General features: G+C 48.3%; 27 protein-coding genes and 1 pseudogene. 10 read left to right on the top strand and 18 right to left on the bottom strand.

Translation table 11 applies throughout. The features are described 5' to 3' along the window. Positions 1-6: 6 nt before the first annotated feature. From DYC63_RS07890 to DYC63_RS12660, 6 genes are all read right to left on the bottom strand, one after another. On the bottom strand, positions 7-378 hold the full coding sequence (locus DYC63_RS07890) for a hypothetical protein (RefSeq protein ID WP_115218721.1): 372 nt from the start codon (positions 376-378) through the stop codon (positions 7-9). Then, positions 375-836 (bottom strand): Panacea domain-containing protein, encoded by a 462-nt coding sequence (locus tag DYC63_RS07885; protein WP_115218720.1) that lies wholly within the window; start codon positions 834-836, stop codon positions 375-377. Before DYC63_RS07885 ends, DYC63_RS07890 begins: the two co-directional genes overlap by 4 nt. 145 nt (positions 837-981) lie before the next feature. Next, positions 982-2,433, bottom strand: a complete 1,452-nt coding sequence (locus tag DYC63_RS07880) for a terminase large subunit domain-containing protein (protein ID WP_115218719.1) — start codon at positions 2,431-2,433, stop codon at positions 982-984. Next, complete coding sequence (locus DYC63_RS07875) at positions 2,434-2,973, bottom strand: DUF3486 family protein (protein WP_115218718.1); 540 nt, start codon at positions 2,971-2,973, stop codon at positions 2,434-2,436. It lies immediately after the preceding gene. Beyond that, positions 2,973-3,284, bottom strand: coding sequence for a VpaChn25_0724 family phage protein (locus DYC63_RS07870; RefSeq protein WP_115218717.1), 312 nt, complete (start codon positions 3,282-3,284; stop codon positions 2,973-2,975). Before DYC63_RS07870 ends, DYC63_RS07875 begins: the two co-directional genes overlap by 1 nt. Positions 3,285-3,286: 2 nt before the next feature. Continuing rightward, the gene (locus DYC63_RS12660) at positions 3,287-3,424 is read right to left on the bottom strand and encodes a hypothetical protein (RefSeq protein WP_172459461.1); all 138 of its coding nucleotides are present in this window, start codon (positions 3,422-3,424) and stop codon (positions 3,287-3,289) included. A gap of 11 nt (positions 3,425-3,435) precedes the next feature. Here DYC63_RS12660 and DYC63_RS07865 point away from each other — a divergent pair, with 11 nt between their 5' ends. After that, positions 3,436-3,744, top strand: coding sequence for a hypothetical protein (locus DYC63_RS07865; protein WP_115218716.1), 309 nt, complete (start codon positions 3,436-3,438; stop codon positions 3,742-3,744). A 9-nt stretch (positions 3,745-3,753) separates the two neighbouring features. After that, entirely contained in the window at positions 3,754-4,002 is a 249-nt protein-coding gene (locus DYC63_RS07860; protein ID WP_115218715.1) for a transposase, read from the top strand. A gap of 50 nt (positions 4,003-4,052) precedes the next feature. Here DYC63_RS07860 and DYC63_RS07855 read toward each other — a convergent pair whose 3' ends face one another. The 4 genes from DYC63_RS07855 to lpxK form a co-directional block, all read right to left on the bottom strand. Continuing rightward, a complete protein-coding gene (locus DYC63_RS07855; protein WP_115218714.1) occupies positions 4,053-6,065 on the bottom strand; it encodes a transglutaminase TgpA family protein in 2,013 nt (670 codons plus the stop codon). Next, complete coding sequence (locus tag DYC63_RS07850; protein WP_115218713.1) at positions 6,065-6,997, bottom strand: DUF58 domain-containing protein; 933 nt, start codon at positions 6,995-6,997, stop codon at positions 6,065-6,067. Before DYC63_RS07850 ends, DYC63_RS07855 begins: the two co-directional genes overlap by 1 nt. Continuing rightward, the gene (locus DYC63_RS07845) at positions 6,994-7,926 is read right to left on the bottom strand and encodes an AAA family ATPase (RefSeq protein WP_115218712.1); all 933 of its coding nucleotides are present in this window, start codon (positions 7,924-7,926) and stop codon (positions 6,994-6,996) included. The genes DYC63_RS07850 and DYC63_RS07845 overlap by 4 nt, the downstream gene beginning before the upstream one ends. A gap of 118 nt (positions 7,927-8,044) precedes the next feature. Then, positions 8,045-9,046, bottom strand: coding sequence for a tetraacyldisaccharide 4'-kinase (gene lpxK, locus DYC63_RS07840; protein ID WP_115218711.1), 1,002 nt, complete (start codon positions 9,044-9,046; stop codon positions 8,045-8,047). 154 nt (positions 9,047-9,200) lie between these two features. Between lpxK and DYC63_RS07835 the strand changes: the two genes are divergently transcribed. The 6 genes from DYC63_RS07835 to bfr (DYC63_RS07810) all read left to right on the top strand — a co-directional run bounded on the left by DYC63_RS07835 (position 9,201) and on the right by bfr (DYC63_RS07810) (position 13,952). Next, complete coding sequence (locus DYC63_RS07835) at positions 9,201-10,145, top strand: AEC family transporter (RefSeq protein WP_115218710.1); 945 nt, start codon at positions 9,201-9,203, stop codon at positions 10,143-10,145. A 90-nt stretch (positions 10,146-10,235) separates the two neighbouring features. Next, entirely contained in the window at positions 10,236-11,270 is a 1,035-nt protein-coding gene (locus DYC63_RS07830) for a methionine ABC transporter ATP-binding protein (RefSeq protein WP_115218709.1), read from the top strand. Next, positions 11,251-11,904 (top strand): methionine ABC transporter permease, encoded by a 654-nt coding sequence (locus DYC63_RS07825; RefSeq protein ID WP_115218708.1) that lies wholly within the window; start codon positions 11,251-11,253, stop codon positions 11,902-11,904. Before DYC63_RS07830 ends, DYC63_RS07825 begins: the two co-directional genes overlap by 20 nt. A 21-nt stretch (positions 11,905-11,925) precedes the next feature. After that, the gene (locus DYC63_RS07820; protein WP_115218707.1) at positions 11,926-12,708 is read left to right on the top strand and encodes a MetQ/NlpA family ABC transporter substrate-binding protein; all 783 of its coding nucleotides are present in this window, start codon (positions 11,926-11,928) and stop codon (positions 12,706-12,708) included. 296 nt (positions 12,709-13,004) lie between these two features. Next, complete coding sequence (bfr, locus tag DYC63_RS07815) at positions 13,005-13,469, top strand: bacterioferritin (protein WP_115218706.1); 465 nt, start codon at positions 13,005-13,007, stop codon at positions 13,467-13,469. A 12-nt stretch (positions 13,470-13,481) separates the two neighbouring features. Continuing rightward, a complete protein-coding gene (gene bfr / locus DYC63_RS07810) occupies positions 13,482-13,952 on the top strand; it encodes a bacterioferritin (RefSeq protein WP_115218705.1) in 471 nt (156 codons plus the stop codon). A gap of 150 nt (positions 13,953-14,102) precedes the next feature. Here the strand turns inward: bfr (DYC63_RS07810) and DYC63_RS07805 are convergent, their stop codons facing one another. Both DYC63_RS07805 and DYC63_RS13185 read right to left on the bottom strand, forming a co-directional pair. Next, positions 14,103-14,324 (bottom strand): (2Fe-2S)-binding protein, encoded by a 222-nt coding sequence (locus tag DYC63_RS07805; RefSeq protein ID WP_172459460.1) that lies wholly within the window; start codon positions 14,322-14,324, stop codon positions 14,103-14,105. A gap of 159 nt (positions 14,325-14,483) precedes the next feature. Continuing rightward, a complete protein-coding gene (locus DYC63_RS13185; RefSeq protein WP_245888080.1) occupies positions 14,484-14,993 on the bottom strand; it encodes an IS256 family transposase, variant Zn-binding type in 510 nt (169 codons plus the stop codon). 29 nt (positions 14,994-15,022) lie between these two features. On the opposite strand from DYC63_RS13185, the gene DYC63_RS07795 reads away from it, so the two are divergent. Further along, positions 15,023-15,325 carry an IS630 transposase-related protein gene (locus tag DYC63_RS07795; protein ID WP_112863885.1) on the top strand — a complete coding sequence of 101 codons (303 nt, stop codon included), beginning with the start codon at positions 15,023-15,025 and terminating at the stop codon, positions 15,323-15,325. Continuing rightward, the gene (locus tag DYC63_RS07790) at positions 15,286-15,861 is read left to right on the top strand and encodes an IS630 family transposase (protein WP_115217955.1); all 576 of its coding nucleotides are present in this window, start codon (positions 15,286-15,288) and stop codon (positions 15,859-15,861) included. Before DYC63_RS07795 ends, DYC63_RS07790 begins: the two co-directional genes overlap by 40 nt. A gap of 9 nt (positions 15,862-15,870) precedes the next feature. Here the strand turns inward: DYC63_RS07790 and DYC63_RS07785 are convergent. The 6 genes and pseudogenes from DYC63_RS07785 to metG form a co-directional block, all read right to left on the bottom strand. After that, positions 15,871-16,263: pseudogene (locus DYC63_RS07785) on the bottom strand (transposase); the annotation flags it as partial. 518 nt (positions 16,264-16,781) lie between these two features. After that, the gene (gene thiE / locus DYC63_RS07780; protein ID WP_115218701.1) at positions 16,782-17,414 is read right to left on the bottom strand and encodes a thiamine phosphate synthase; all 633 of its coding nucleotides are present in this window, start codon (positions 17,412-17,414) and stop codon (positions 16,782-16,784) included. A 1-nt stretch (position 17,415) separates the two neighbouring features. Next, entirely contained in the window at positions 17,416-18,192 is a 777-nt protein-coding gene (gene thiM / locus DYC63_RS07775) for a hydroxyethylthiazole kinase (RefSeq protein ID WP_115218700.1), read from the bottom strand. A gap of 1 nt (position 18,193) precedes the next feature. Then, positions 18,194-18,634, bottom strand: a complete 441-nt coding sequence (rimI, locus tag DYC63_RS07770; RefSeq protein WP_218564585.1) for a ribosomal protein S18-alanine N-acetyltransferase — start codon at positions 18,632-18,634, stop codon at positions 18,194-18,196. Then, the gene (locus DYC63_RS07765; protein ID WP_172459458.1) at positions 18,618-19,412 is read right to left on the bottom strand and encodes an alpha/beta hydrolase; all 795 of its coding nucleotides are present in this window, start codon (positions 19,410-19,412) and stop codon (positions 18,618-18,620) included. The genes rimI and DYC63_RS07765 overlap by 17 nt, the downstream gene beginning before the upstream one ends. A 19-nt stretch (positions 19,413-19,431) precedes the next feature. Next, positions 19,432-21,453 carry a methionine--tRNA ligase gene (gene metG, locus DYC63_RS07760; protein ID WP_115218697.1) on the bottom strand — a complete coding sequence of 674 codons (2,022 nt, stop codon included), beginning with the start codon at positions 21,451-21,453 and terminating at the stop codon, positions 19,432-19,434. Positions 21,454-21,578 lie beyond the last annotated feature (125 nt).

Here is a 21,578-nt window from a genome sequence, read left to right as displayed (position 1 = left end):
GGAAGATTAGAGCTTAGGAAAAAGCCATTTAGCGGCAATGGCAAAAACGCCTAAAACGGTAGCAGTGGAAGTGGTCATTAAAGCAATTAATACAGCATCTGTTAAACTAGGCTTGCCAAAAGCAACGAGAATAAAATGTAATACTATGATAATAGAAATAAAATTTAGCCAATTCTTGATGAGTTTATATAATTTCTTATATTCGTCTTTTCGCAAATCGTGAAGCTCTTTTTCTCGGTCTAAACGATCTTTCCCTTCTCGATAAGCAAGTTCTTCCGCTTCAGATGTTGGTTTATCCTCAGGGATTAGCTTATCTGCACTATTGCGGTTATCAATAGCTCTATTAGGAGAAATAAGATTGGTATCTATTCTACTCATTGAGCCAACATAACCTTCTGATAATAATCTCTAATTTCATCAGGTGAAATGATGCCTTTTTGTCTTACTGACCAAGTATTTGACCAAGGAGTATTGGGTAAATGAGTTAAATGCACCAATTGTCCAGCCGTTAAATTCTTGTATTTATTATAAACCGCTTGAATGAGCTCATATGCTTCACTAGATTCAGGAATGCTGCTTTCCTTCAAAATCGGCTCTTGGATAAAATTAGCACCATACCGCGCTAAGCGGTAATACAGCTCAGGAATCACAGGCCCATATTGCCATGCTTCTACGGTATCTTGAAATAGCTGAAAATTGGTAAAACCTAGCCAATAGCCATAAACAATATAGGTTAGCTTTTGGATCTTCATGTTAGTGAGCGGTTTCTTTTCTGCTAAAGATAGGCGCACAAGCGCATCAGCAACATCAACTGCGTGGTAAACCGGGTAACTCATGCTGTCTCCTTATGTGCTTACAATATCATAAAAAAATATAATCAGACCGGCTTTTCTCACTTCTATTTTTCTCTTGTTCAGGTCTTGACTGTAACTCTTAAGTATCATAACGCAAATAAGCAATTATTTAAACTCGGTTGCAATATCAATATTCCCGATACGCCACCATATCCAAAAACCTATCCTCGCTGTCCTCAATCGCCACCTCCACCGGCAATACGTTATCCGCACGGCTGGCGGCATAGGCAAGACAGAGAGCGATAGCGCTGTCGCCGTGGCGGTCTTTGTCTTTGCCTGTGCGTTTTTTGCCCAGCTTGATGATGCCGTCAATACGCTCAAGGGCGCGCAGGTCATCAATCATCTCGCTGTCTTTGGCGATGCGTAGCGCATCGTCTTCCAACGCCGCGATAAACGGCGGCATATGCTCGCTATACCAAGCATTGCTGAGTTTGACCGGATTAATACGTTTGCCGTAGCGGTCATATGCCGCCTCGGCGAGATACTCGCCGTTGCCGGTAGCATCCAGCCATGCCGCCGAAAAGCGCGGCAGGCGGTCAAGCAGGTAAAACAATATTTGCCGCTGCTGGGCGTGAGGGATATTGCGCAGCTCGACCGCAAAAGGCAGGCGGCGCTGCATGTTTTGCTCGATGACCAGCGGCGTGATAACGGATAAGTCTCCACTGCGGGCAAAGTCCATCCCTAAGACATGCTCACGGCTCTCATCAAGGTTTTGAGTGAGCGGCAAAAGATTTATGGCACACCAAATATCTATTTCCGCTTGCCGCACAGATTCGGCAACCTCTTTCCAATCATCTGATTTTTCAAGCCTTACAATATCAACCTCATCGCCGCGCCGCTCTAATAGCGCACGCGAGAGTACCGTGCCGCTGCTGTTGGACGGGATAACGCGCAGCTCCTCGTCTGCCGCCTGTCCGTATTGATCATAGAGCGCCTGCGCCCAGTCACGCTCAGCCTTGACGCTCCACTCAAGCCCGCGCACTTGGCAAATGCGACGATATAATCCTTGGGCACATGCCTCGTCAAAAGTCGTCCGATGCAATGCGTAGGGCTTTTTGCCTGCACGGATGTCGTTGCAGAGCTGATTAAAAGGATTATCCACGCCGTCATGGGTGCTAATAATCGCCACCTTGCCGCCCCACATCAACAGCGCAATCGCCGCCTTAATCAACTCATCAAGCTGCTCGTGGAATGCCGCCTCATCAATAATCACATAACCTTGTTTGCCGCGTAAATTAGAGGGACGACTGGATAAAGCCGTGATGCGATGCCCTGAGGCGCAGCGGATGACAAAGGTTAAAATATCCTTATCACCGTCTTTAATGACCTCCTCGGCAACGGCATCTGCCACCAGCTGATAATGCTTAATCCAATCGGCGCTGTCGCGGATAAATTCTTCCGCCATATCTTTGTTATAGCCGATATACCAGACATCCATGCCCGAGGCGGCAGCGGCAATTAGCGCTGCTTCGGCGGCAGTCGACCAACTAATCCCGATGCGCCGCGATTTTTCATAGACGCGCACCTGCGCAGGGTCATTAATCCAGTCCATTTGATACGGCAGCAGCACCCCAGCCATTTAGCCTCCTAAAATTTTTTGTTTAATCAATGCCACCGCCTCATCTGACAAGCCTTGCGCCTTCGCGCTTTGCTCGGCGGCGGTGGCGGCTTTGGCAAGGGCGGCGCGTTCGATGTCGGCTTGGCGTTTTTCGTTCAGATTGCTTGCCTGCTCTAATTTTTCAATCGCAATCGCCAACTCTCTCAAGAGTTTAGGCTCTACCGCCTCCTCGTTTTCCGACAGCCGCAGTGCGGTGCTAAAGGCTAGATTGCGCACCATCTCATTGAGCAATGCGCCGACTTTGCCCTGCGGCGCATTGCCGAAACGGGCAATCCACATATCGGCAATCTCGCGGCTTTGCTGGATTTTGTCGCCCACCGCCTGCATCTGCATGGCATAGCGATTAACCGCGGACTTGCTGCGCGGTTTTTCGCCCAGCTCCACCAGCAGGGTATTAAGTCTATCCGTTGCTTCCAGCTGCGTGATGCTAGGGTCGCGCAGCCATTCCTGCAATTGCTCCAGCAGTGCCGACGGCAGGGTTTTGATGCTCGATTGTGCCATTAGCGCTGACTCATCTCGGCAATTTCAGACGGGCGCAAATCGCGGATACCGTAGGCTTTGGCTTTGCCGCGTGCAATCTCAAGCCCACGGTCAGTCAAGCTAATCACGGTAATCGGTAATAACTCACGCCGCACATAGCCTTGCTCCTCCAGCCATTGCGCCTCGGTTTGCAATTGGTCGTAAGTGCTGTTTTGTCCTGTTGCCTCCAGCGCCGCGCCAATCATATCAAGGCTGAGGCGATAATCGCTGTCATAAGCCAGCACCGTCATCATTGCGCGGCGGATATACTGCCGCTGTAAATCTTGCATCATGTTCAATCTCCTTTTTTCAAAAGTATCTCTAAAATCAGGTTGTTATTGTCTGCCATGCCTTTAAGCTGCCCCTCTAAGCTGTGCAAAATTTTGGCTTGTTCATCGAGACGCTTTAACTGTAGCGACAGAGCTATTGCCATAGCATTAAAACGTGTCGGCATTACTCGAAAAAAAGCCCTTAATTCATCCGAAAGCAAACAAACAACAGCGCCTATTATTTCTTAAGCAGTTAGCGGCATTTGAAGCTGAAGGCAGACTCCTCATTTACTTAGATGAAAGCGGCTTTAAATCTCATGAGAACAGAGCTTACGGCTATTCCCACAAAGGCTGTCCTTGTTTAGGAAAGTACAACTGGCAACTCAAGAATCAAAGCAATGCTATTGGGGCAATACATAAGAACAAGTTGTTTGCGGTAGGGCTTTATGATTGCAGTATTAATAGTGATGTATTTCATTGTTAGGTAGAAGAATTGCTGTTAACACAATTGCCTGAAAACAGCGTCATTATTATGGACAATGCCAGCTTTCACAAAAGACAGGATACCCAAGAGCTTATTGCAGATGCGGGACATCATATTTTATGGCTGCCGCCATACAGTCCGGATCTGAACCCAATCGAGAAAATGTGGGCTTGGCTTAAACGTAAACGCAAGGATTGGCGATTAAATTGCATCGATAAACTATTCTTTTACTTCCTGTGGATTTGTAACTCTTTTTGATTTCCTTGACTATACTATATTTCGTTCTTTAGCCTTTTTAATTCAATAAACTATAACTTGGCAACATAGCGAATTTGCCTGAGTAGAGCGGCTTCATCACCACGTTCTTGATAGCGGAATTGCTCGTAGGCATCGGCTAATGCCAGTAAAGCGGTACTGTGTTTGGGCTGCTTTTCTTTGACGATGCGGCGCAAAAACAGGGAGACGCTTTCTTTACGCGATTTATACCAAGCGCGTTTTTCCAAACGCAGTAGCAAACGGCGCATGGCTTTTGCCACCGCATCTTCTTCAATATGCACGCGTTTGCGCCACAGATGCCATAGCAGCCACAGCAATCCCAAGACAAGACCGCCTATCAGTAAGATGACGATGCCGGCACCTAAGCCGAATTTGCCCAATAAGCCGAGCAGGCTGCCTTGGCGGTCATTATTGAGGTTAATGACCCAGTTTTGCCAAAATGCCTGTCCGGCATCAATGGCATCGCGCAACCAAGAGACCGTCGTATATTGCTCGGCAAAGCGCGATAAGATGCTGCGCGATTCCGCGCCGCCTAGATTTTCGCTGGACAATCCGCCACTTTCCACCCGCCAAGGCGCAACTGCCGCAGTAGGGTCGAAGCGTGTCCAACCTTGTCCTTCCAGCCATAATTCCACCCAAGCGTGCGCCTGTTCTTCGCGCACGACGAAATCGCCTGATACGGCGTTAAAAGTGCCGCCCTGATAGCCGATAATCACGCGCGAGGGAATATCGACGCTGCGTGCGGCAACCGCCATGGCATTGGCATAGTGCTGACAAAAGCCGAAGCTGCTGCCGAAGAGGAAGTTTTCCACATGCTGCGCGCCGGGAATCGGCTCAAGGGTGTAATAAAATTCATTGTCGCGGATGTGGGCGAGGAATTGCTCGGCAAAGCCGGCGGCGCTGCTGCCGCCTGCCTGATACAATTCTTGGGCGAGAGCGCGGGTGCGCGTCAAGTCCAACTCGGGCGGCAATCGCGTTGCCATGCGGCGGTCGTATTCGGGCAAGGCGCCGGCTTGCAATTGAAAGCGCGTTGCCGCAGTAAGTTGAAAACGTTCTTCGCCGCGTTTGGTGCGCGGCAGACGGATTTGATGCGCGCTGCCGCGCCAAAAACGTCCTTCTCCGCCGATTTGCATTTCCAAGGCGGGCAGCCAGATTAAATCGTTTTTGGCGATGGTAAGGGTGTAATCGAGGCGTTGCGAGCGGTCATAATGCAGGGGTTCCGGCGGCGCACGTTGGTCTTCTTCGCGTTGCTGCCATTTATTGCCGTCATAATGCCATAGCACGGGACCGCGCCAATACAGCATGTCGCCGCGCGGAATATTGCCGTCTGCAAATTGCACGCGGAAGGTGATTTCATCGGATTGGGCGAGGGAAGATAGGCCGTCCATGCTCATTTCTTCAGGCAAGCCTGTAATCCCTTGCGAATTTTGCCGCGGCAGTCCCCAAATAGGGTCAAAACGCGGGAAGGTGAAAAAGACGATGATCGTAAAAGGTAATGCCAAGAGCAGCAATTTGCCGACATCGCGCCAGCGTCCGAGGCTGACGCGCAGACTGTCGCGCTGGCTAATCTGCAATTGGGCATACATATTGGCTGCTACCGCCAGCAGCAGATAGAGGAAGATGAGTACCGATTGACTGAACATTAAAAAGCTCAGCATCAGTACCAAATTGATGAGAAAGAGAATGCGGGTATCGCGGACATTGCGCGATTCCAGCATTTTGCAGACGCTCATTACTGCCAATAAAGCCAGAAAACTGTGTGTCAGTCCTACTTGCCAAAAGCCCGAAATAACGACTGCCACACTCAGCGGAAAGACGATAAATACCGCCACCAGCGCAATGCTCGGTCGTCCCAGCCATAGGCTCAACCCTTTTGCTACGACCGCCAAGAGTAAAATCGCGCCGATTTGCGGCGGAAAGAAGATAATCAGCGGCAGTAGGCAAATGCTCATCGCGCCTAAGGCAATCCGCCAATGACGCGGCGTTAAGCGCTCATGGAAGGCAGCGGCGGAAATCCATTGGATTTTGGCGAAATTCAGCTTCATCACAGCACCGCCAATGCGCTGAGGCAGGCATGATAATGCGCCTGACCGCGACTGTAGTCGCTGCTGAAATTCGGCAAACGCAGGGCATAGAGCAAACCTGCCGCTTCCGCGTCCAAAACCCAGCGCGTCAATTGCGCGATGCGGGTTTCTTTGTCGCCGCCCATTTTTTGATAATCCAACAGCACTTGTTCTGCTCCCATGCCTGAAAATTGCTTAATCAATAATTCGCCGCGGCTGCTTTGCTTCCAAGCGACTCGCGATAGGGGATCGCCGGGATGATAGCCTTGCAGACCGACCAATTCGTCCTCGCCGCGTCCTTCGCTCATTAAACTGCCATTGGCATTGTCGGCAAACATCGGCAAGGGCAAATCGCCGGCAGGTTGCGGATAAACCAAGCCTTCTCCTGCCAAATGCCGCCATTGCCAGGCAACGAACAAGCCCAGCGGCATCGTGGTGTAGATTTCCAGCGGCAGCAGAGAAGTCCAGCCGCGTTCGGCGGTCGGCTGGGCAAGTTTCACTTCGGTACCGCTGTGCGCCTCAATGCCGGCGCAGTCCGCCTGATAAAAGGCATTGCGCAGCGTAAAGGCGGCACGCGGACGTGATTCTTCGTTTTCAATCGCAATCGGAAAATAAATATCTTCGCCGGCAAACACGGGTGCGGCTTCGCCGCAGCGCAGGCGCAATTGGCTAAAAGTGCTGACGGTTAAGGCGGCGCTGAATAAGGCGACAAAAGCCAAGAGAAAAATCAGAGCATAGCCCAAATTGAGCTGATGGTTGATGGTCCAAATAAACATCACGATTAAGACGAAAAAAAATGCCAAGCCAAAACTGCTCGGCACAATCGGCATTCTCAACGGTCGCGGCAAATGCACTTCCGCTTCCACATCGCGCCGCGCCAGACTTTTTTGCCGCAGCCAAGCAATCAGGCTCATAGCGGTACGTCCACTTGCGCTAAGACGGCGGCAATCGCTTCGGCATGTGCGTGGTCGTCGCGTCCTTTTTTCGGCAAACGATGCCAAGCCAAAGCGGGAAATACTTTCTGCACATGCTCGGGCAATACGGCTTCTTTGCCCAAAATCAGGGCATAAGCCTGTGCGACGCGCACCAAACCCAGGCCGGCGCGTGTGGATAAGCCTTGGGCGAAATGATTGCGGTCGCGCGTATACGCCAGTAGTTTTTGCACATACTGCGCCACTGCTTCAGATACCGTAATCTCGCGTACCGCCTTTTGTAATCGCAAAACATCGGAACGGCTTAATTGCGCCTGCGCTTGCGCCAGCATTTCTTGGCGCGTGTCGCCGCGCAGAATTTCCACTTCCAATGCCGCGCTGGGATAGCCTAGGGACAGGCGCATCAAAAAGCGGTCTAACTGCGATTCGGGCAAAGCGAAAGTGCCGATTTGCTCCAGCGGGTTTTGTGTGGCAATCACGAAAAAAGGCTCGGGCAAGGGACGCGATTCATGTTCCACCGTCACTTGCCGCTCTTCCATCGCTTCCAATAAAGCGGACTGGCTTTTCGGCGAAGCACGGTTGATTTCATCGGCTAATAACAGGCTGGTGAAAATCGGGCCTTCTTGGAAAACCAATTTATGCTCGCCGGGGTGCAGCAGTGAAAAACCCACCACATCGGCAGGCAATAAATCCGAAGTAAACTGAATGCGGCGATAATCCATGCCTAAAGTGGCGGCAAAAGCCTTTGCCAAAGTGGTTTTCCCTGCGCCGGGCAAATCTTCCAGCAAGACATGTCCGCGCGCCAATAAGCAGCTCATCGATAAGGCAATCACATCATTTTTGCCTACCACGATGGTGGATAATTGTTTAAGTGCGGCATGTAAACGCTGGCGCAAAGCGGCTTCTATCATTCTCTTTCCCTGTGGTGTTTGATTAAAACAAGACTTTATACCTGATAGGAGTGATTACTGACAATAGCATTTATCTCAGCATGTGGTAATCTTTCGGAACATAGACATAAGATCTGTTTTATGCGCTGTCCAATAAACACTCCAATAATTCGGGCGGTAGCTCCGCTTTATATTGTAATACTCGCACCCGCGCACGCAAAGCTGCCGGCCAATCATGGGTTTTGACGGCATCTTTGCCCGTCATCAACAGCAGACTGTCCGCCGGTGCAAAATCCGCCGCTGCGGGCGGCAAAGCCTGATGATCCGCCAATAAAGAAACTGCACTTGGCCTAATCCCCAAAGCCTGCACGCGCTGCAAAAAACGCTCAGGGCGCGCTATTGCCGTCAATACCGCGCAGGCTTGATTTTGAATCTCCGCCAAGGGTAGCGTTTCGGCGGCTAAAGTCTGCCACTGCGTATTGTGCATCTTCAGACAATATTGCGCAGGGCGGCAATCGCGAAAATGTGCCGCCTCGCCGCTAAATAAAATTGCATCTACCGTTTGTAAACGCGCAGGGCTTTCACGCAAAGGACCGGCAGGCAATAAAAAGCCATTGCCCAAACGCAAATCCGGCGCAACCACCAGCCATTCCGCATCACGCGGCAAAGCATAATGCTGCAAACCGTCATCGCTGATGATCCATTGTGTCTGCGGAAAATGTCGCAGCACATACTCAACCGCCTTCTGCCGCGCTTTGCCGACGATCACCGGACAATCCGCTGCCATAGCAATTAATTTCGGCTCATCGCCGCATAGTGCGGCATCGGTATCGGCATCGACCGCCATCACCTGCTTGGCTGTGCCGCCATAGCCGCGGCTAATCACCGCCACCGCGACCCCCTTTGCCTGCAAAGCACGAGCTGCTGCAATCACAACCGGCGTTTTGCCGTTGCCACCCACGCTGAGATTGCCGACCACGAGAATTTTCGCCTGAACATCTTGCGCCACCCGCCATTGCTGCGCCGATATTTGCAAACGCCGCTTACGCCATGCCGCCGCCATACCGAACAGCCAAGCAAGCGGCAACAACAGCCAAGTCAGTATCGTTTTTTGCCGCCAAAAAGCAGGAATATCCGCCATGATTCACTCCATATTCAACTTTCGCCATTATATAACCTTCTAATCAAAATAAGACGGCATACCCATGATTCTCTATTTAATTATTGAGGATTTATTCGGCTGTTTCGACGTGAAAACACTATAATAGCGCCCTATTTTGCAGGAAATTATTTTCATGTTCGCCATTCTTAATCTCGTCATTCCCATCTTTATCATCATCGGCATCGGCTATTTTGCCATTGCGCGCCGCTTTTTGTCGCAAACCGCCCTACGCGGCATGGGACGTTTCGTCGTTACCTTCGCCCTGCCCGCCCTGATTTTCCAAGCCATCATCAGCCAGCCGATCGGTGCGATTATGAATCCCGTTTATTTTCTCGGCTATGCCGGCGGCTCGCTTATTTCTTTTTTCATCGGCTTTGCGATTGCCAAGCTGCGCCGCCAAACCTCGGTCGCGGCGGTGGTCAACGGCTTGGGACAATCCGCTTCCAATACGGGCTTTATCGGCTATCCCCTGCTGCTGACCCTGATTGGCGAGAAAGCAGGGATTTTCTTCTCACTCAACGTCTTGGTGGAAAATTTGCTCATTCTGCCGCTCTTTTTGATTTTAGGCGACAGTTTCGCCGCAAAAGGCGGAAAGCGTTGGCAACTGATTAAAACCATTCTCGGCAATTTACTGAAAAATCCGATGATTCTCGCCATGTTGGCCGGTTTGCTCTGCGCCCTCTTTGGGCTTGGCGACAGTTTGCCCTATGCACTGAAAAAAGCCGTGAACATGCTTGCCAATGCCGGCGGCGCAATTGCCCTATTCGTTATCGGCGGCTCTCTCGTCGGCTTGAAAATCCGCGGTAGTATGCCCGATATCATTCAAATCACGCTCGGCAAACTCATTATCATGCCGCTGGCGGTATTCGCCCTGCTCAGGCTCTTCGGCGCAGGCGACGATGTCATGTTGGCAGGCGTTTTATTGGCAGGTGCGCCGATGGCAAGCATGTATCCGCTGATGGGCGCACGCTACGGGCATCAGCGCCGCGCCGCTGCCGCCCTGCTCGCCACTACCGTCTTGTCCTTGTTAAGCACCAGCACAATCATTTATTGTTTTCAGCATCTTGTTCCGCAATAAGGCGCATCTATAAACAAAGCCTATGCACTTATAAAAAAATACCATAAACCGGCTCTTGCGTCCCGCTAAGGCTTTCGCAATAATTGCGGCATGATTACTTTACACAACATTAGCAAAATTTATCAGCAAAGCGGACGCGAAATCACCGCTTTGCACCCCACCAGTTTGCACGTCAACGCAGGCGAAATTTATGGTGTGGTCGGCGAAAGCGGTGCAGGCAAAAGCACGCTGATTCGTTGCGTGAATTTACTCGAACGCCCCAGCAGCGGCGAAGTGATTGTGGACGGACAAAGCCTGACCACGCTCAGCCCGGCGCAACTGCTCAAAGCGCGGCATAATATCGGCATGATATTCCAGCATTTTAATCTGCTTGCCAATCGCAGCGTCGCGCAAAATATCGCCCTGCCCTTGGAACTCATCGGCACGCCTAAAGCACAAATCCAAGCTAAAGTGCAAACCCTCTTGGAACTCACGGGATTAAGCGAACGCGCGGCTTACTATCCCTCGCAATTATCGGGCGGACAAAAGCAGAGAGTGGCGATTGCGCGCGCCTTAGCCAGCGACCCGAAAGTCCTGCTCTCCGACGAAGCCACCTCCGCCCTCGACCCCAAAACCACAGAATCCATCTTGCAATTGCTCAAAGAAATCAATCAGCGCCTAGGCGTAACGATTTTATTGATTACCCATGAAATGGAAGTCGTGAAAAAAATCTGCGACCGCGTCGCGCTCCTAGACAAAGGGCAATTGGTGGAAAACAACAGCGTCGAAGCCTTCTTTACCGCCCCGCAGTCCGAACTCGGCAAACACTTTGTGGCGCAAATCCGCCAATTCGATTTGCCGCCGCAATATGCCGCACGCCTGCAAGCTGAAGGCGATTATCCCGTGCTCAAGCTCATTTTCCAAAACGAAGCGGTGGATGAACCGGTCATCTCCGCGATTACCCGCCGCTTTGATGTGGACGTCAGCATTATTCAAGCCAAAGTGGAAAATATCGCCACCATTACCGCAGGACTGCTGGTCGCCGAACTGATTGGTAAACCTGAGAATATCCAAGCCGCGCTGGCTTGGCTCAATACCCTCCCCCTAAGCACAGAGGTACTCGGCTATGTCCGCGCAAACGCTTAATCTGCTCTACACCGCAACCCTAGAAACCCTTTACATGACCTTTGTCGCCGCTGCCATTGCCGCATTGGTCGGCATCCCTCTAGGTGTGCTGCTTTATGCCACCCGCCCGAATAATTTCCTTGCCAAACGCAGCATTTATCTGCCCCTAGGCATTGTAATAAATATCGGACGCTCCGTGCCCTTTATGGTGCTGATGCTGGCGATTATCCCCTTTACCCGCTTTGTAGCCGGCAGCGCTATCGGCAACACCGCCGCCCTAGTGCCACTATCGATTTCCGCCATTCCCTTTATTGCCAGAATGGTGGAAAACATCATCAACGAAGTCCCTAAAGGGTTGATTGAAGCCGCGCAAGCCATGGGGGCAACGCCGATGCAAATCGTCGGCAAAGTGCTCTTGCCCGAAGCACGTGCAGGACTGATCAATACCATGACCATCGTCATTATCGCCCTCATCGGCTACACCGCGATTGCCGGCGCAATCGGCGCAGGCGGCTTGGGCAAAGTGGCGAAAAGCTACGGCTACGACCGCTACAAACCGGAAATCATGTTTGCCTGCGTTGTTATCCTCGTGATAATGGTGCAGTGTATTCAATCACTTGGCGATTATCTCTCAAAACGAGCAGACCGCCGCTAATTCACTAACCTTGGAGAAACCATGAAAAATATCAAACACCTGAGCCTTGCCATTTTGGCAGCCATCAGCCTTGGCGCAACTGCGGCAGATTTAAAAGTCGGCTCAATGGGCGGACAAGAGGCGGATTTAGTCCACACGGCGGCTAAAGTCGCCAAAGAAAAATTCGGACTGGATGTGGAAGTCGTAGAATTTGATGATTATGTCATGCCGAACGTGGCGCTGGCCGAAGGCGAAATCGATGCCAATGCCTTCCAGCACAAACCTTATCTGAATGCTATGGTTAAAGACCGCGGATTTAAAATTGTTCCTGTTGCCAACACTTTTATCTACCCTATCGGTGCATATAGTGAAAAAATCAAAGACATCAGCGAATTAAAAGACGGCGCAAAAATCGCCTTCCCTAACGACCCTTCAAACGGCGCGCGTTCTTTGATTTTGATGCACAATCAAGGTCTGATTAAGCTCAAAGACCCTAGCAATTTAGAAGCTTCTAAATTAGACGTGATTGAAAACCCACGTAAATTCGACCTTATTGACGCCAATGCGGAATCGCTGCCGCGCGTTCTGCCTGATGTAGATTTAGCCTTCATCAATTCCAACTACGCCGTCAATGCCGATTTGCTGCCTAAACGCGACGCCTTATTGGTCGAGCCTGAGGACAGCCCGTATATGAACGTCATTGCGGTACGCGAAGGCGACGAAAAGAATGAAAACATCCAAAAATTCATTCAAGCCTACCAAACCGATGAAGTCGCCGCTTCTGCGGAAAAAGTCTTCAAAGGCGCAGCGGTAAAAGGCTGGTAATTCTCATAAAAATCCCTATGCAAATAGGGATTTTTCACATACATTATTAAAAGCAAAACATTCGAAATAAGAGAAATACATATTCAAATACTCAAAAGCATACTCCCTTAGCACAACAATAAAAACAAATAAAAAATTTTCCTATTAACATTCTTTCTAGCCATTGATTCCTAATTAAATTCCAAAATAAAAACAACTCCTTTTTATATTTTTATTCAATCATAAAATTTAAAAAACCTATTTACATTTACTTTTTATTGACTATAATTGAAGACCTCGTAAATTAGGAGAAAATCATGAAAGGCAATGAAAAAGTTATTAACTATTTAAATGAAATGATTGCCGGCGAACTCGCCGCCCGCGACCAATATTTCATCCACGCACAAATGTATGCCGATTGGGGATACGACAAACTCTACGAAGCCAATCATCATGAAATGGAGCATGAAACCGAACATGCCACATCCATGATTAAGCGCGTCCTATTTCTTGAAGGCACGCCGAATATGAAACCCGAGCCTCTGAAAATCGGCACAGATGTCGTATCTATGATGGAAAGCGATTTGGAATTGGAATACCGCGTGCGCGACAACCTCAAGCGTGGCATCGCCCTATGTGAGCAAGAGCATGACTACGTTACCCGTGATTTATTAGTGCTGCAATTAAAAGACACGGAAGAAGATCATGCCCATTGGCTTGAAAAACAATTACGTCAAATCAAAGACATGGGCTTACAAAACTATCTGCAAAGCCAAAAATAAGGCGACATAGTCATGAAAACAGAAGAGCATATTAACGAAGCGCTCAATACTGTCTTGCGCCATGAGCTTACCCTCATCAACCAATATTTTCTCCATGCACGCATGTTGAAAAATTGGGGCTATGAAGCGGTCGGCAAAAGCATGTACAAGCAATCCATTACTGCGATGAAAAATGCAGACGAACTGGTTCAGCGCATTTTCTTCTTGGAAGGACTGCCCAACCTGCAAGATTTAGGCAAATTGCTACTGGGTGAAAACGTGCAAGAAGCTATCAGCTGCGACCTTAAAGCAACACTGGCGCAACACGAAGCCCAAATTGCCGCTATCGAACTATTGAGCAAATCGCAAGACTACGTATCGCGCAAACTATTGCGCGAGCAGTTGAAAACAACGGAAGCCTATATTGATTGGCTAGACGAACAGCAAGGACAAATTGAAGATCTCGGCTTAGCCAATTATCTGCAATCTGCTGTTGCGGGCTAATCACTCAAAAAATTAAAAGCGATTGTTTTACAATCGCTTTTTTCTTTTGCATTCTATAAATACCTTGAGGTCAAAATGAGACTTAGAGATGCGCATTTTGTAGGAGAAGCGCTTGGAATAATCTCATTTTGAAGTATAAGAGACTATACTTTATGCCGTCGCGCTCTGCGGATAATACATTGCCGCGTCACTATAGAATTTCTGCCGTGTTTTCGCTTGCGCCAACATATCGTCAATCATATCGCCGCAGCGTCCACATTTTGTTCCGGCACCGTGTATTGCCGCCGCCACAGCCAAACGGCTATCCGCACCATTATCAATCGCCGCTTGAATTTCAGCATCATTCACACGGTAGCAAACGCAAACAATCATAAAACACCAAATGATAAGAATTCTGATTTTGCGCAAGAATAACCAGTTTCTCAGCATTAGTCAATAGAGTTTCCAGCTCATTTGAGCAAAGGGACATTTTAGGTGCTGTTTTCGAGTTCTTTAGCCCTAAGGGACAAAATAGGTGCTATCTAGCGTTTTTTAAGCAAAATAATCTTTTATAAACTTAACCTTATTGTCCTTTCCCATGCCGCAATGACAAGCTAAAAGTCTTTTCAGATCACCAAATTTTCCTTCAAGCAAATTGGTGGTTTTTGGCAGGTTTAACTCCGGATAATCTTCAAAGGTAAAAAGCCAATGCAGATTGCGCCTCAGACTGTTATAAGCACTTCTTAAACGTTTGTGCCTATAGTGTGATTTACCTGTTTCGGGATTTGAGCTACGTTCGTTGAGAAAGTCTTTATGCTGCTTATGCCAGTTATTCAAATGCTCTTCAAATGCCGCTTTGCTGCTGTTTTTTAGGCTTAAGGCAAGTTGTTTTAAATCTACTGCCGCTGCTGTTTGAGGTTTTCTTGTCAGATAACGGTTAATGGTTTTGACTTGGTGGAATTGACAAAGCTGTATGGGAATATCGGGAAATAATGAGGTTAATCCTCTTCTGCCATCGCAGATAATACTCTGAATATGTATTCCTTTTTCTTGTATAGTCAAGGAATCAAAAAACAGTTACACTAAAACTTATGGCATACTCAAAAGATTACAGACAAATGATATTGAACAAGCTGGCATCAGGTCATAGCTACAGAAAGCTTGTTGAAGAATATCGACTCAGCGCAACAACTATTCAACGTTGGAAGAAAAGCATAGAACGCAAGAAGTACGAACGCAAACCGGCAAAAATCGATAATGAAGCTTTAATGGCTGACGTCCAAGCTTATCCTGATGACTATTGCTATGAACGGGCAAGACGCTTTAACTGTAGCGACAGAGCTATTGCCATAGCATTAAAACGTGTCGGCATTACTCGAAAAAAAAGACCTTAATTCATCCGAAAGCAGACAAACAACAGCGCCTATTATTTCTTAAGCAGTTAGCGGCATTTGAAGCTGAAGGCAGAACCCTCATTTACTTAGATGAAAGCGGCTTTAAATCTCATGACAACAGAGCTTACGGCTATTCCCACAAAGGCTGTCCTTGTTTAGGAAAGTACAACTGGCAACTCAAGAATCAAAGCAATGCTATTGGGGCAATACATAAGAACAAGTTGTTTGCGGTAGGGCTTTACGATTGCAGTATTAATAGTGATGTATTTCATTGTTGGGTAGAAGAATTGCTGTTAACACAATTGCCTGAAAACAGCGTCATTATTATGGACAATGCCAGCTTTCACAAAAGACAGGATACCCAAGAGCTTATTGCAGATGCGGGACATCATATTTTATGGCTGCCGCCATACAGTCCGGATCTGAACCCAATCGAGAAAATGTGGGCTTGGCTTAAACGTAAACGCAAGGATTGGCGATTAAATTGCATCGATAAACTATTCTTTTACTTCTTGTGGATTTGTAACTCTTTTTGATTTCCTTGACTATAGCTCTCGTATGGCTTGTCGATACAATGCATTGCTTTCTGATTTAACCTCGCTGACCGATAAGGCTTGTCGGCTGATGCTGTCATACAGCACCATCACACCAAATTTACGTCCAAAGTAGGTAGTATCCATGATGATATTGACTGATGAAAAATGCCGTTGTTCAGGCTCTCTAAGTTGGGCTTGTTTGAGATATCTAGCAATGGTTTTACGGCTGCAGGAAAAACGTTGGGCGAGCTCTTGCATGCTTTGTTTGCCGCTACTATAAAGTGTCCACAACTCTTGAGGGTTAAGACGCTTTTTGCTGCTAAAACGCTTACCGCATTGCCGGCATTTGTATCGTTGCTGATGATTTTGTCTGCCGTCTTTTTTGACCTGTTTTGAGCCACAGAAAAAGCATTTTTTGTGTTCAAAGCTTTTGACCTCGCTAAAAGCCTTACAGAATAAGGTTTTTCAAACTTTTTAGCACCTAAAATGTCCCTTTCCCCTCATTGAGGAATTTTTGCACCAAGACATTCACTGCTCAAATTATCCTCAATGCCGCTCTATTGACAAGCGCATGCGAGAAAAACTACTGCTTGACAAACTATAGTCAATTCATAACAAAGTTGCACACCTAAAAAATATCAAGCTTTACTATTGTGCGGGCTAACATATAAAAACTGTGTCTTTATTTGAGCTGAATTGACTATATATAGTCGGATAAGTGGAAATTAATATAAGGCGGCGAACCGTAGACAATACAGATAGTACGGCAAGGCGAGCCAACACCGTAATACTTTTTCAATTCTTCGACTACATCTGTTTGTTTAACATTAAGCGGTAATCTTTCATGCACCCCTCACTTCAAACGACAGCTTACTGTGGTTTATGATTTCAAGCTTAAATCTAAACAAGAAAAAAGCGGCTTATTCGCCGCGTTTTAGTTGATGGACTGCTTGCGCAATATCCTCTGCGCGGCAAATTGCCGAAATCACGGCAATGCCTTCGCCGCCGCAGGCTCGCACTTGTGCGACATTGCTAGAATCGATGCCGCCGATAGCAACACCGGGCAGATTTTTCACAGCGATAATCTCGCGCAGTCCCGCCAATCCCAATACCGGATCCGGAACGGCTTTGGATTGCGTGCTATACACAGGTCCCATGCCGATATAATCTACAATACGCGTATCCGCCGCCTGTGCTTGCGCGGCATTATGCGTGGATAAACCGAGAATTTTATGTTCGCCCAGCAGTTGTCTGGCAATCTCGGGCGGCAAATCGTCTTGCCCGATATGCAGACCATCAGCATCTACCGCCAAGGCAATATCGATTTCATTATTGACTATAAAAGGCACGTCATATTGCGCGCATAACTCTTTCACTTGCCGCGCCGTATCCAGCCAAATGCGCTTTGTCCATTCGGGATGATGACTGCGCAATTGCAAGATACTCACGCCCACCGCCAATGCCTGTGTCGCCACTTGCAGTAAACGCTCTTGATTGCCGCAGCTTTGGGCATCAAGTACTAAATATAAAGATAAATCTAATGTTTTTTGCATGTTAGGATAATTTATCGATCGTTAAACCGTCTAGCAGGGCGCTGGCAAATGAGCCCAAACCTCTGCTATTCAGGGCGGCGTATTCTCCTGCGTGTTTCATTACCACGCAGGCGGCTGCCGCCGCTCTTAAAAAATCATATTGCGCACAAGCGGTAGCCCCCATAATCGCGGATAAGGCGCAGCCGGTACCGGTAACTCTTGCCATTTTCGGATCGCCGCCCATAATGCAAAAGGTTTCTTTGCCATTGGTAACATAGTCTTTTTTACCGCTGACAACCACCACACAATTTTGGTCGCCGGCTAGTAATTTGGCGGCACGCAAAGCTTCGTCTGAGGAGCTGAGACTGTCTGCACCGCGGCTGCTGCTTTTTTCTCCTGCTAAAAACATAATTTCCGCCGCATTGCCGCGGATAATCGCAGGATAATAACGCAGCAGCTCGCGAGCAAAAGAACTACGATAGAATAAACTCTCGCTGACTGCCGCCGGATCTAATATCCAAGGTTTGCCGTTTTCATGCGCTGTTTGCACTGCCATGGAAATGCCGCGCAAACGATAATCGACTAAAGAACCCACATTGACCACCGTGGCATCCGCTACCAAAGTAAAAGCACTAATTTCTGCAGAAGCTTCCACCATTGAGGGCGAAGCGCCGACTGCCAATAAAGCATTTGCCACGAAATTTTTTGACACATTATTGGTCAAGCAATTTACTAAGGGCGTATTTTTTTGCAGCCACGACAATACGGGCGCAGCATCTTCAAAGCCAAATGATTTCATCTCAACACTCCTTTTGCATCAGCACGGCATCTTCTCTCTCAATTTCATTGCGCAGAGGCGGATAATAAGCGTGCCGCCGCCCTATCTCTCTGAATCCACAATGTTTATACACAGATTGTGCGATAAGATTATGCTCACGCACTTCTAAAAATATGATTTTAAGCGCTTGCGCTTGCCACAAAGCAATCAATTGAGATAACAAACGCTTACCCAATCCTTTTCCACGACATATCGGTGCAACGGCAATCGCTAGCAATTCCGCCTCATCAAGCACGCTGCGCCAACAAGCAAATGCAAGCAGTATGCCATCTTCCCATATAGCGGCAAGAGCATCAGCTGCCTGCGGCGAATACACTTGCGCCTCGACAGCCAATGCCTGCACCTGCATTTGCTGCTCAAGAGTCAGCTGAGAAAAATAGTTATGTTTAATCAATATGTTCAAACACAGAATGAAAAACAAAATGTTGGCGAATCTGCGAATGCACAAAATAGAAAGAATGATCATATTTTTTATGGAAGCGATACCATAAATTCTCGCTATTTTTATGATCGCCGAAAGCCTGCTGAATTCTATCCGGCTGAATTTGCGCGCCTAAATAAGGATCTTCCGTGCCTTGGTCAATCCAAATCGGCGGACAGTTTTCCGCCGCATCTCCTTGCACAAAAGCCATTGCCGGATCGATAGAAGCATCAATGCCCAAAGCCTCGACATTTGCCTTGCCCCAATCCGTTCCCCAAAATCCGATCCACGGCGCCAAAGCCGACACACCGCGAAAATGTTCAGGATAAGCCAAACCCAGATTCAGCATCACCGTACCGCCGAAATCATAGCCCATGCCGCCCTGCACATCGTAAATATAGAAATGTTCCGCCATCAGCGCAGGCAATTCTTCAATAATAAACTGAGCGATTTTCTCGCGCTCAGCCCAATATTGCATCAATTTTTGTTGGCGATTGCCGCGATAAGCAGAAAAAATATCCGGAATCACTACCATTAAATCATAGCGATTGGCATAACGTTGATAATCGCTTTGCGAAGCCAATAATTCCGCATCGCTGCTTAAACTCGGCAAATAATACAGCACCACGCAAGATTTCTCTTTCAGCTGCGCTACCGGCACATAAATCTGCAAATCCAATTGGCGTTCCAAGACATTGGAATAATAACGATACAGTCTCTGCTCACCCTTAAAACTGACATGACTTTCTAAAAATTTCATTTGATTATCCATTCTGACCTCAGCTAATTTTCATACCTTCGACTGCACGACCGCCGGCAAGCAAAACCTGCAAAGTCTTATCATCGCTTGCCGATAAAATCATCCCCTCGCTCATGCCGAAACGCATTTTGCGCGGCTTGAGATTGGCTAAAAAGACCACCAATTGCCCGACCAATTCTTCAGGCTGATGGAACTGCTTAATTCCGGAAAAGACATTGCGCTGCCCCAATTCGCCCACATCGAGCGTAAATTGCAGCAATTTGTCCGAACCCTCCACCGCCGTACAACTCACAACGCGCGCCAAACGGATATCCAATTTATTAAAATCTTCAATACCGATTTCCGCTTTCGGCGAAGCGATAAACGCATTCTCCTGCCCCAACTGCTGCTCTTTCAATAAATCCTGTTTCGTATCTTCCACAATCGCCTCAATCGATTTTTGTTCAATTCGCTGCATCAGCGGCTTAAAAGCGGCAATCTGCCGTCCCAGCAAAGGCTGCTGCGCCGCCTGCCACGTCAAGGCAGGCACCTGCAAGAACGCGCGCGCATCTTCCGCCACCTGCGGCAGAATCGGCTGCAAATAAATCATCAGCTGATAAAAAGCATTCAAACCGACGGTAGCAATCGCCTGCACCTGTGCCGCATGCTCAGGCGATTTTGCCAACACCCAGGGTTTTTGCGCATCGATATAGGCATTCGCAGCGTCCGCCAAAGTCATGATTTCGCGCACCGCCTGCCCGAACTCGCGTGTTTCGTACAAATCCGCCAACTCCTCCGCCTTAGCGGCAAATTGCCGAAATAAATCCGCATCGTCTAAAGTCTCGCTTAAGCGGTTATCCGCCGCACCTTGCAAGAAAGGTGCGCAGCGGCTTGCCAAATTCACCAATTTGCCCACCAAATCGCTATTGATTTTTTGCTGAAAATCCTGCAAATTCAGATCCAAATCTTCCACGCGTGAAGTCAGTTTAGTCGCAAAATAATAGCGCAGATATTCAGGGCGCAAATGCTTGAGATAAGTCTCCGCCTTGATAAACGTACCGCGTGATTTGCTCATCTTCTTGCCGTCCACCGTCAAAAAACCGTGGCAATTCACGCCGGTCGGCGTGCGATAACCTGCGCCGTGCAAAACCGCCGGCCAAAACAACATATGGAAATACGCAATATCTTTGCCGATGAAATGATACAGCTCCGTATCCTTACCCTCGCGCCAAAAATCATCGAAATCAATCCCTTCTCTTGCGCACAAAGCCTTGAAACTCGCCATATAGCCCACCGGCGCATCCAACCACACATAGAAATATTTATTCGGCGCATCGGGAATTTCAAAGCCCCAATAAGGCGCATCGCGGGAAATATCCCAAGGCTGCAAACCTTCGACAAACCACTCCTTGAGCTTATTGCGCATACTCTCCTGCAAATGCGCATCCTTCAGCCAATCTTGCAAAAAGCCCTCAAACTGCGGCAAATCAAAGAAATAATGCTCGCTTTCCTTCTCAATCGGCGCGGCTCCCGACAAAACCGAATAAGGCGCAATCAATTCCAGCGGCGAATACGTTGTACCGCAGACCTCGCAATTATCGCCGTATTGATCTTTGGCATGACATTTAGGACATTCCCCTTTCACGAAACGATCGGGCAAAAAGAGCTCTTTTTCAGGATCATAAGCCTGCAAAATCGTCTTACGCAGAATATGCCCCTTAGTCTGCAAAGCTTGATAAATCGCCGAAGTAATCTCGCGATTCTCCTCGCTATGCGTACTGTGAAACTGATGATGATTGACTAAAAAGCCTGCGAAATCGCGATGATGTTCCGCCTTGACCTTATCAATCAATGCCTGCGCACTAATCCCCTCTTTTTCCGCACGCAACATAATCGGCGTACCGTGGGCATCATCGGCGCATACATAATGGCATTCATGACCGCGCAACTGCTGAAAACGCACCCAAATATCGGTTTGAATATATTCCACCATATGCCCCAAATGAATCGGGCCGTTGGCATAAGGTAATGCGCTGGTTACTAAAATCCGCCGCTGAGTCATCTTCCTTCCTAAATCATCATAAAAGCGGCTATTTTAGCGCAAGCGCGGTAGCTGCGCCATGTTAGCGGCGGCTTTCGCTTTGCATATTTCAAGAGGCACCGATGTATCCTGTTTGAAGCGCGAGG

The organism is Suttonella indologenes (assembly GCF_900460215.1).
Taxonomy (GTDB): Bacteria; Pseudomonadota; Gammaproteobacteria; order Cardiobacteriales; family Cardiobacteriaceae; genus Suttonella; species Suttonella indologenes.
Note: the sequence above shows the minus strand (reverse complement) of the source record. Positions and strands in the feature narration are given on the sequence as shown.

Excerpts from the sequence above, each read along its gene's own strand:
- DYC63_RS07825 (WP_115218708.1), top strand. The coding sequence starts at position 11,251 with ATGTCCGCGCAAACGCTTAATCTGCTCTACACCGCAACCCTAGAAACC.
- bfr (WP_115218705.1), top strand. The coding sequence starts at position 13,482 with ATGAAAACAGAAGAGCATATTAACGAAGCGCTCAATACTGTCTTGCGC.
- DYC63_RS07845 (WP_115218712.1), bottom strand. The coding sequence starts at position 7,926 with ATGATAGAAGCCGCTTTGCGCCAGCGTTTACATGCCGCACTTAAACAA.
- DYC63_RS07835 (WP_115218710.1), top strand. The coding sequence starts at position 9,201 with ATGTTCGCCATTCTTAATCTCGTCATTCCCATCTTTATCATCATCGGC.
- DYC63_RS07765 (WP_172459458.1), bottom strand. The coding sequence starts at position 19,412 with ATGAAATTTTTAGAAAGTCATGTCAGTTTTAAGGGTGAGCAGAGACTG.
- thiM (WP_115218700.1), bottom strand. The coding sequence starts at position 18,192 with ATGAAATCATTTGGCTTTGAAGATGCTGCGCCCGTATTGTCGTGGCTG.
- DYC63_RS07850 (WP_115218713.1), bottom strand. The coding sequence starts at position 6,997 with ATGAGCCTGATTGCTTGGCTGCGGCAAAAAAGTCTGGCGCGGCGCGAT.
- thiE (WP_115218701.1), bottom strand. The coding sequence starts at position 17,414 with ATGCAAAAAACATTAGATTTATCTTTATATTTAGTACTTGATGCCCAA.
- DYC63_RS07820 (WP_115218707.1), top strand. The coding sequence starts at position 11,926 with ATGAAAAATATCAAACACCTGAGCCTTGCCATTTTGGCAGCCATCAGC.
- bfr (WP_115218706.1), top strand. The coding sequence starts at position 13,005 with ATGAAAGGCAATGAAAAAGTTATTAACTATTTAAATGAAATGATTGCC.
- DYC63_RS12660 (WP_172459461.1), bottom strand. The coding sequence starts at position 3,424 with ATGGCAATAGCTCTGTCGCTACAGTTAAAGCGTCTCGATGAACAAGCC.
- DYC63_RS07855 (WP_115218714.1), bottom strand. The coding sequence starts at position 6,065 with ATGAAGCTGAATTTCGCCAAAATCCAATGGATTTCCGCCGCTGCCTTC.
- DYC63_RS07875 (WP_115218718.1), bottom strand. The coding sequence starts at position 2,973 with ATGGCACAATCGAGCATCAAAACCCTGCCGTCGGCACTGCTGGAGCAA.
- DYC63_RS07885 (WP_115218720.1), bottom strand. The coding sequence starts at position 836 with ATGAGTTACCCGGTTTACCACGCAGTTGATGTTGCTGATGCGCTTGTG.
- DYC63_RS07870 (WP_115218717.1), bottom strand. The coding sequence starts at position 3,284 with ATGATGCAAGATTTACAGCGGCAGTATATCCGCCGCGCAATGATGACG.
- DYC63_RS07795 (WP_112863885.1), top strand. The coding sequence starts at position 15,023 with ATGGCATACTCAAAAGATTACAGACAAATGATATTGAACAAGCTGGCA.
- metG (WP_115218697.1), bottom strand. The coding sequence starts at position 21,453 with ATGACTCAGCGGCGGATTTTAGTAACCAGCGCATTACCTTATGCCAAC.
- lpxK (WP_115218711.1), bottom strand. The coding sequence starts at position 9,046 with ATGGCGGATATTCCTGCTTTTTGGCGGCAAAAAACGATACTGACTTGG.
- DYC63_RS07880 (WP_115218719.1), bottom strand. The coding sequence starts at position 2,433 with ATGGCTGGGGTGCTGCTGCCGTATCAAATGGACTGGATTAATGACCCT.
- DYC63_RS07805 (WP_172459460.1), bottom strand. The coding sequence starts at position 14,324 with ATGATTGTTTGCGTTTGCTACCGTGTGAATGATGCTGAAATTCAAGCG.
- DYC63_RS07890 (WP_115218721.1), bottom strand. The coding sequence starts at position 378 with ATGAGTAGAATAGATACCAATCTTATTTCTCCTAATAGAGCTATTGAT.
- DYC63_RS07830 (WP_115218709.1), top strand. The coding sequence starts at position 10,236 with ATGATTACTTTACACAACATTAGCAAAATTTATCAGCAAAGCGGACGC.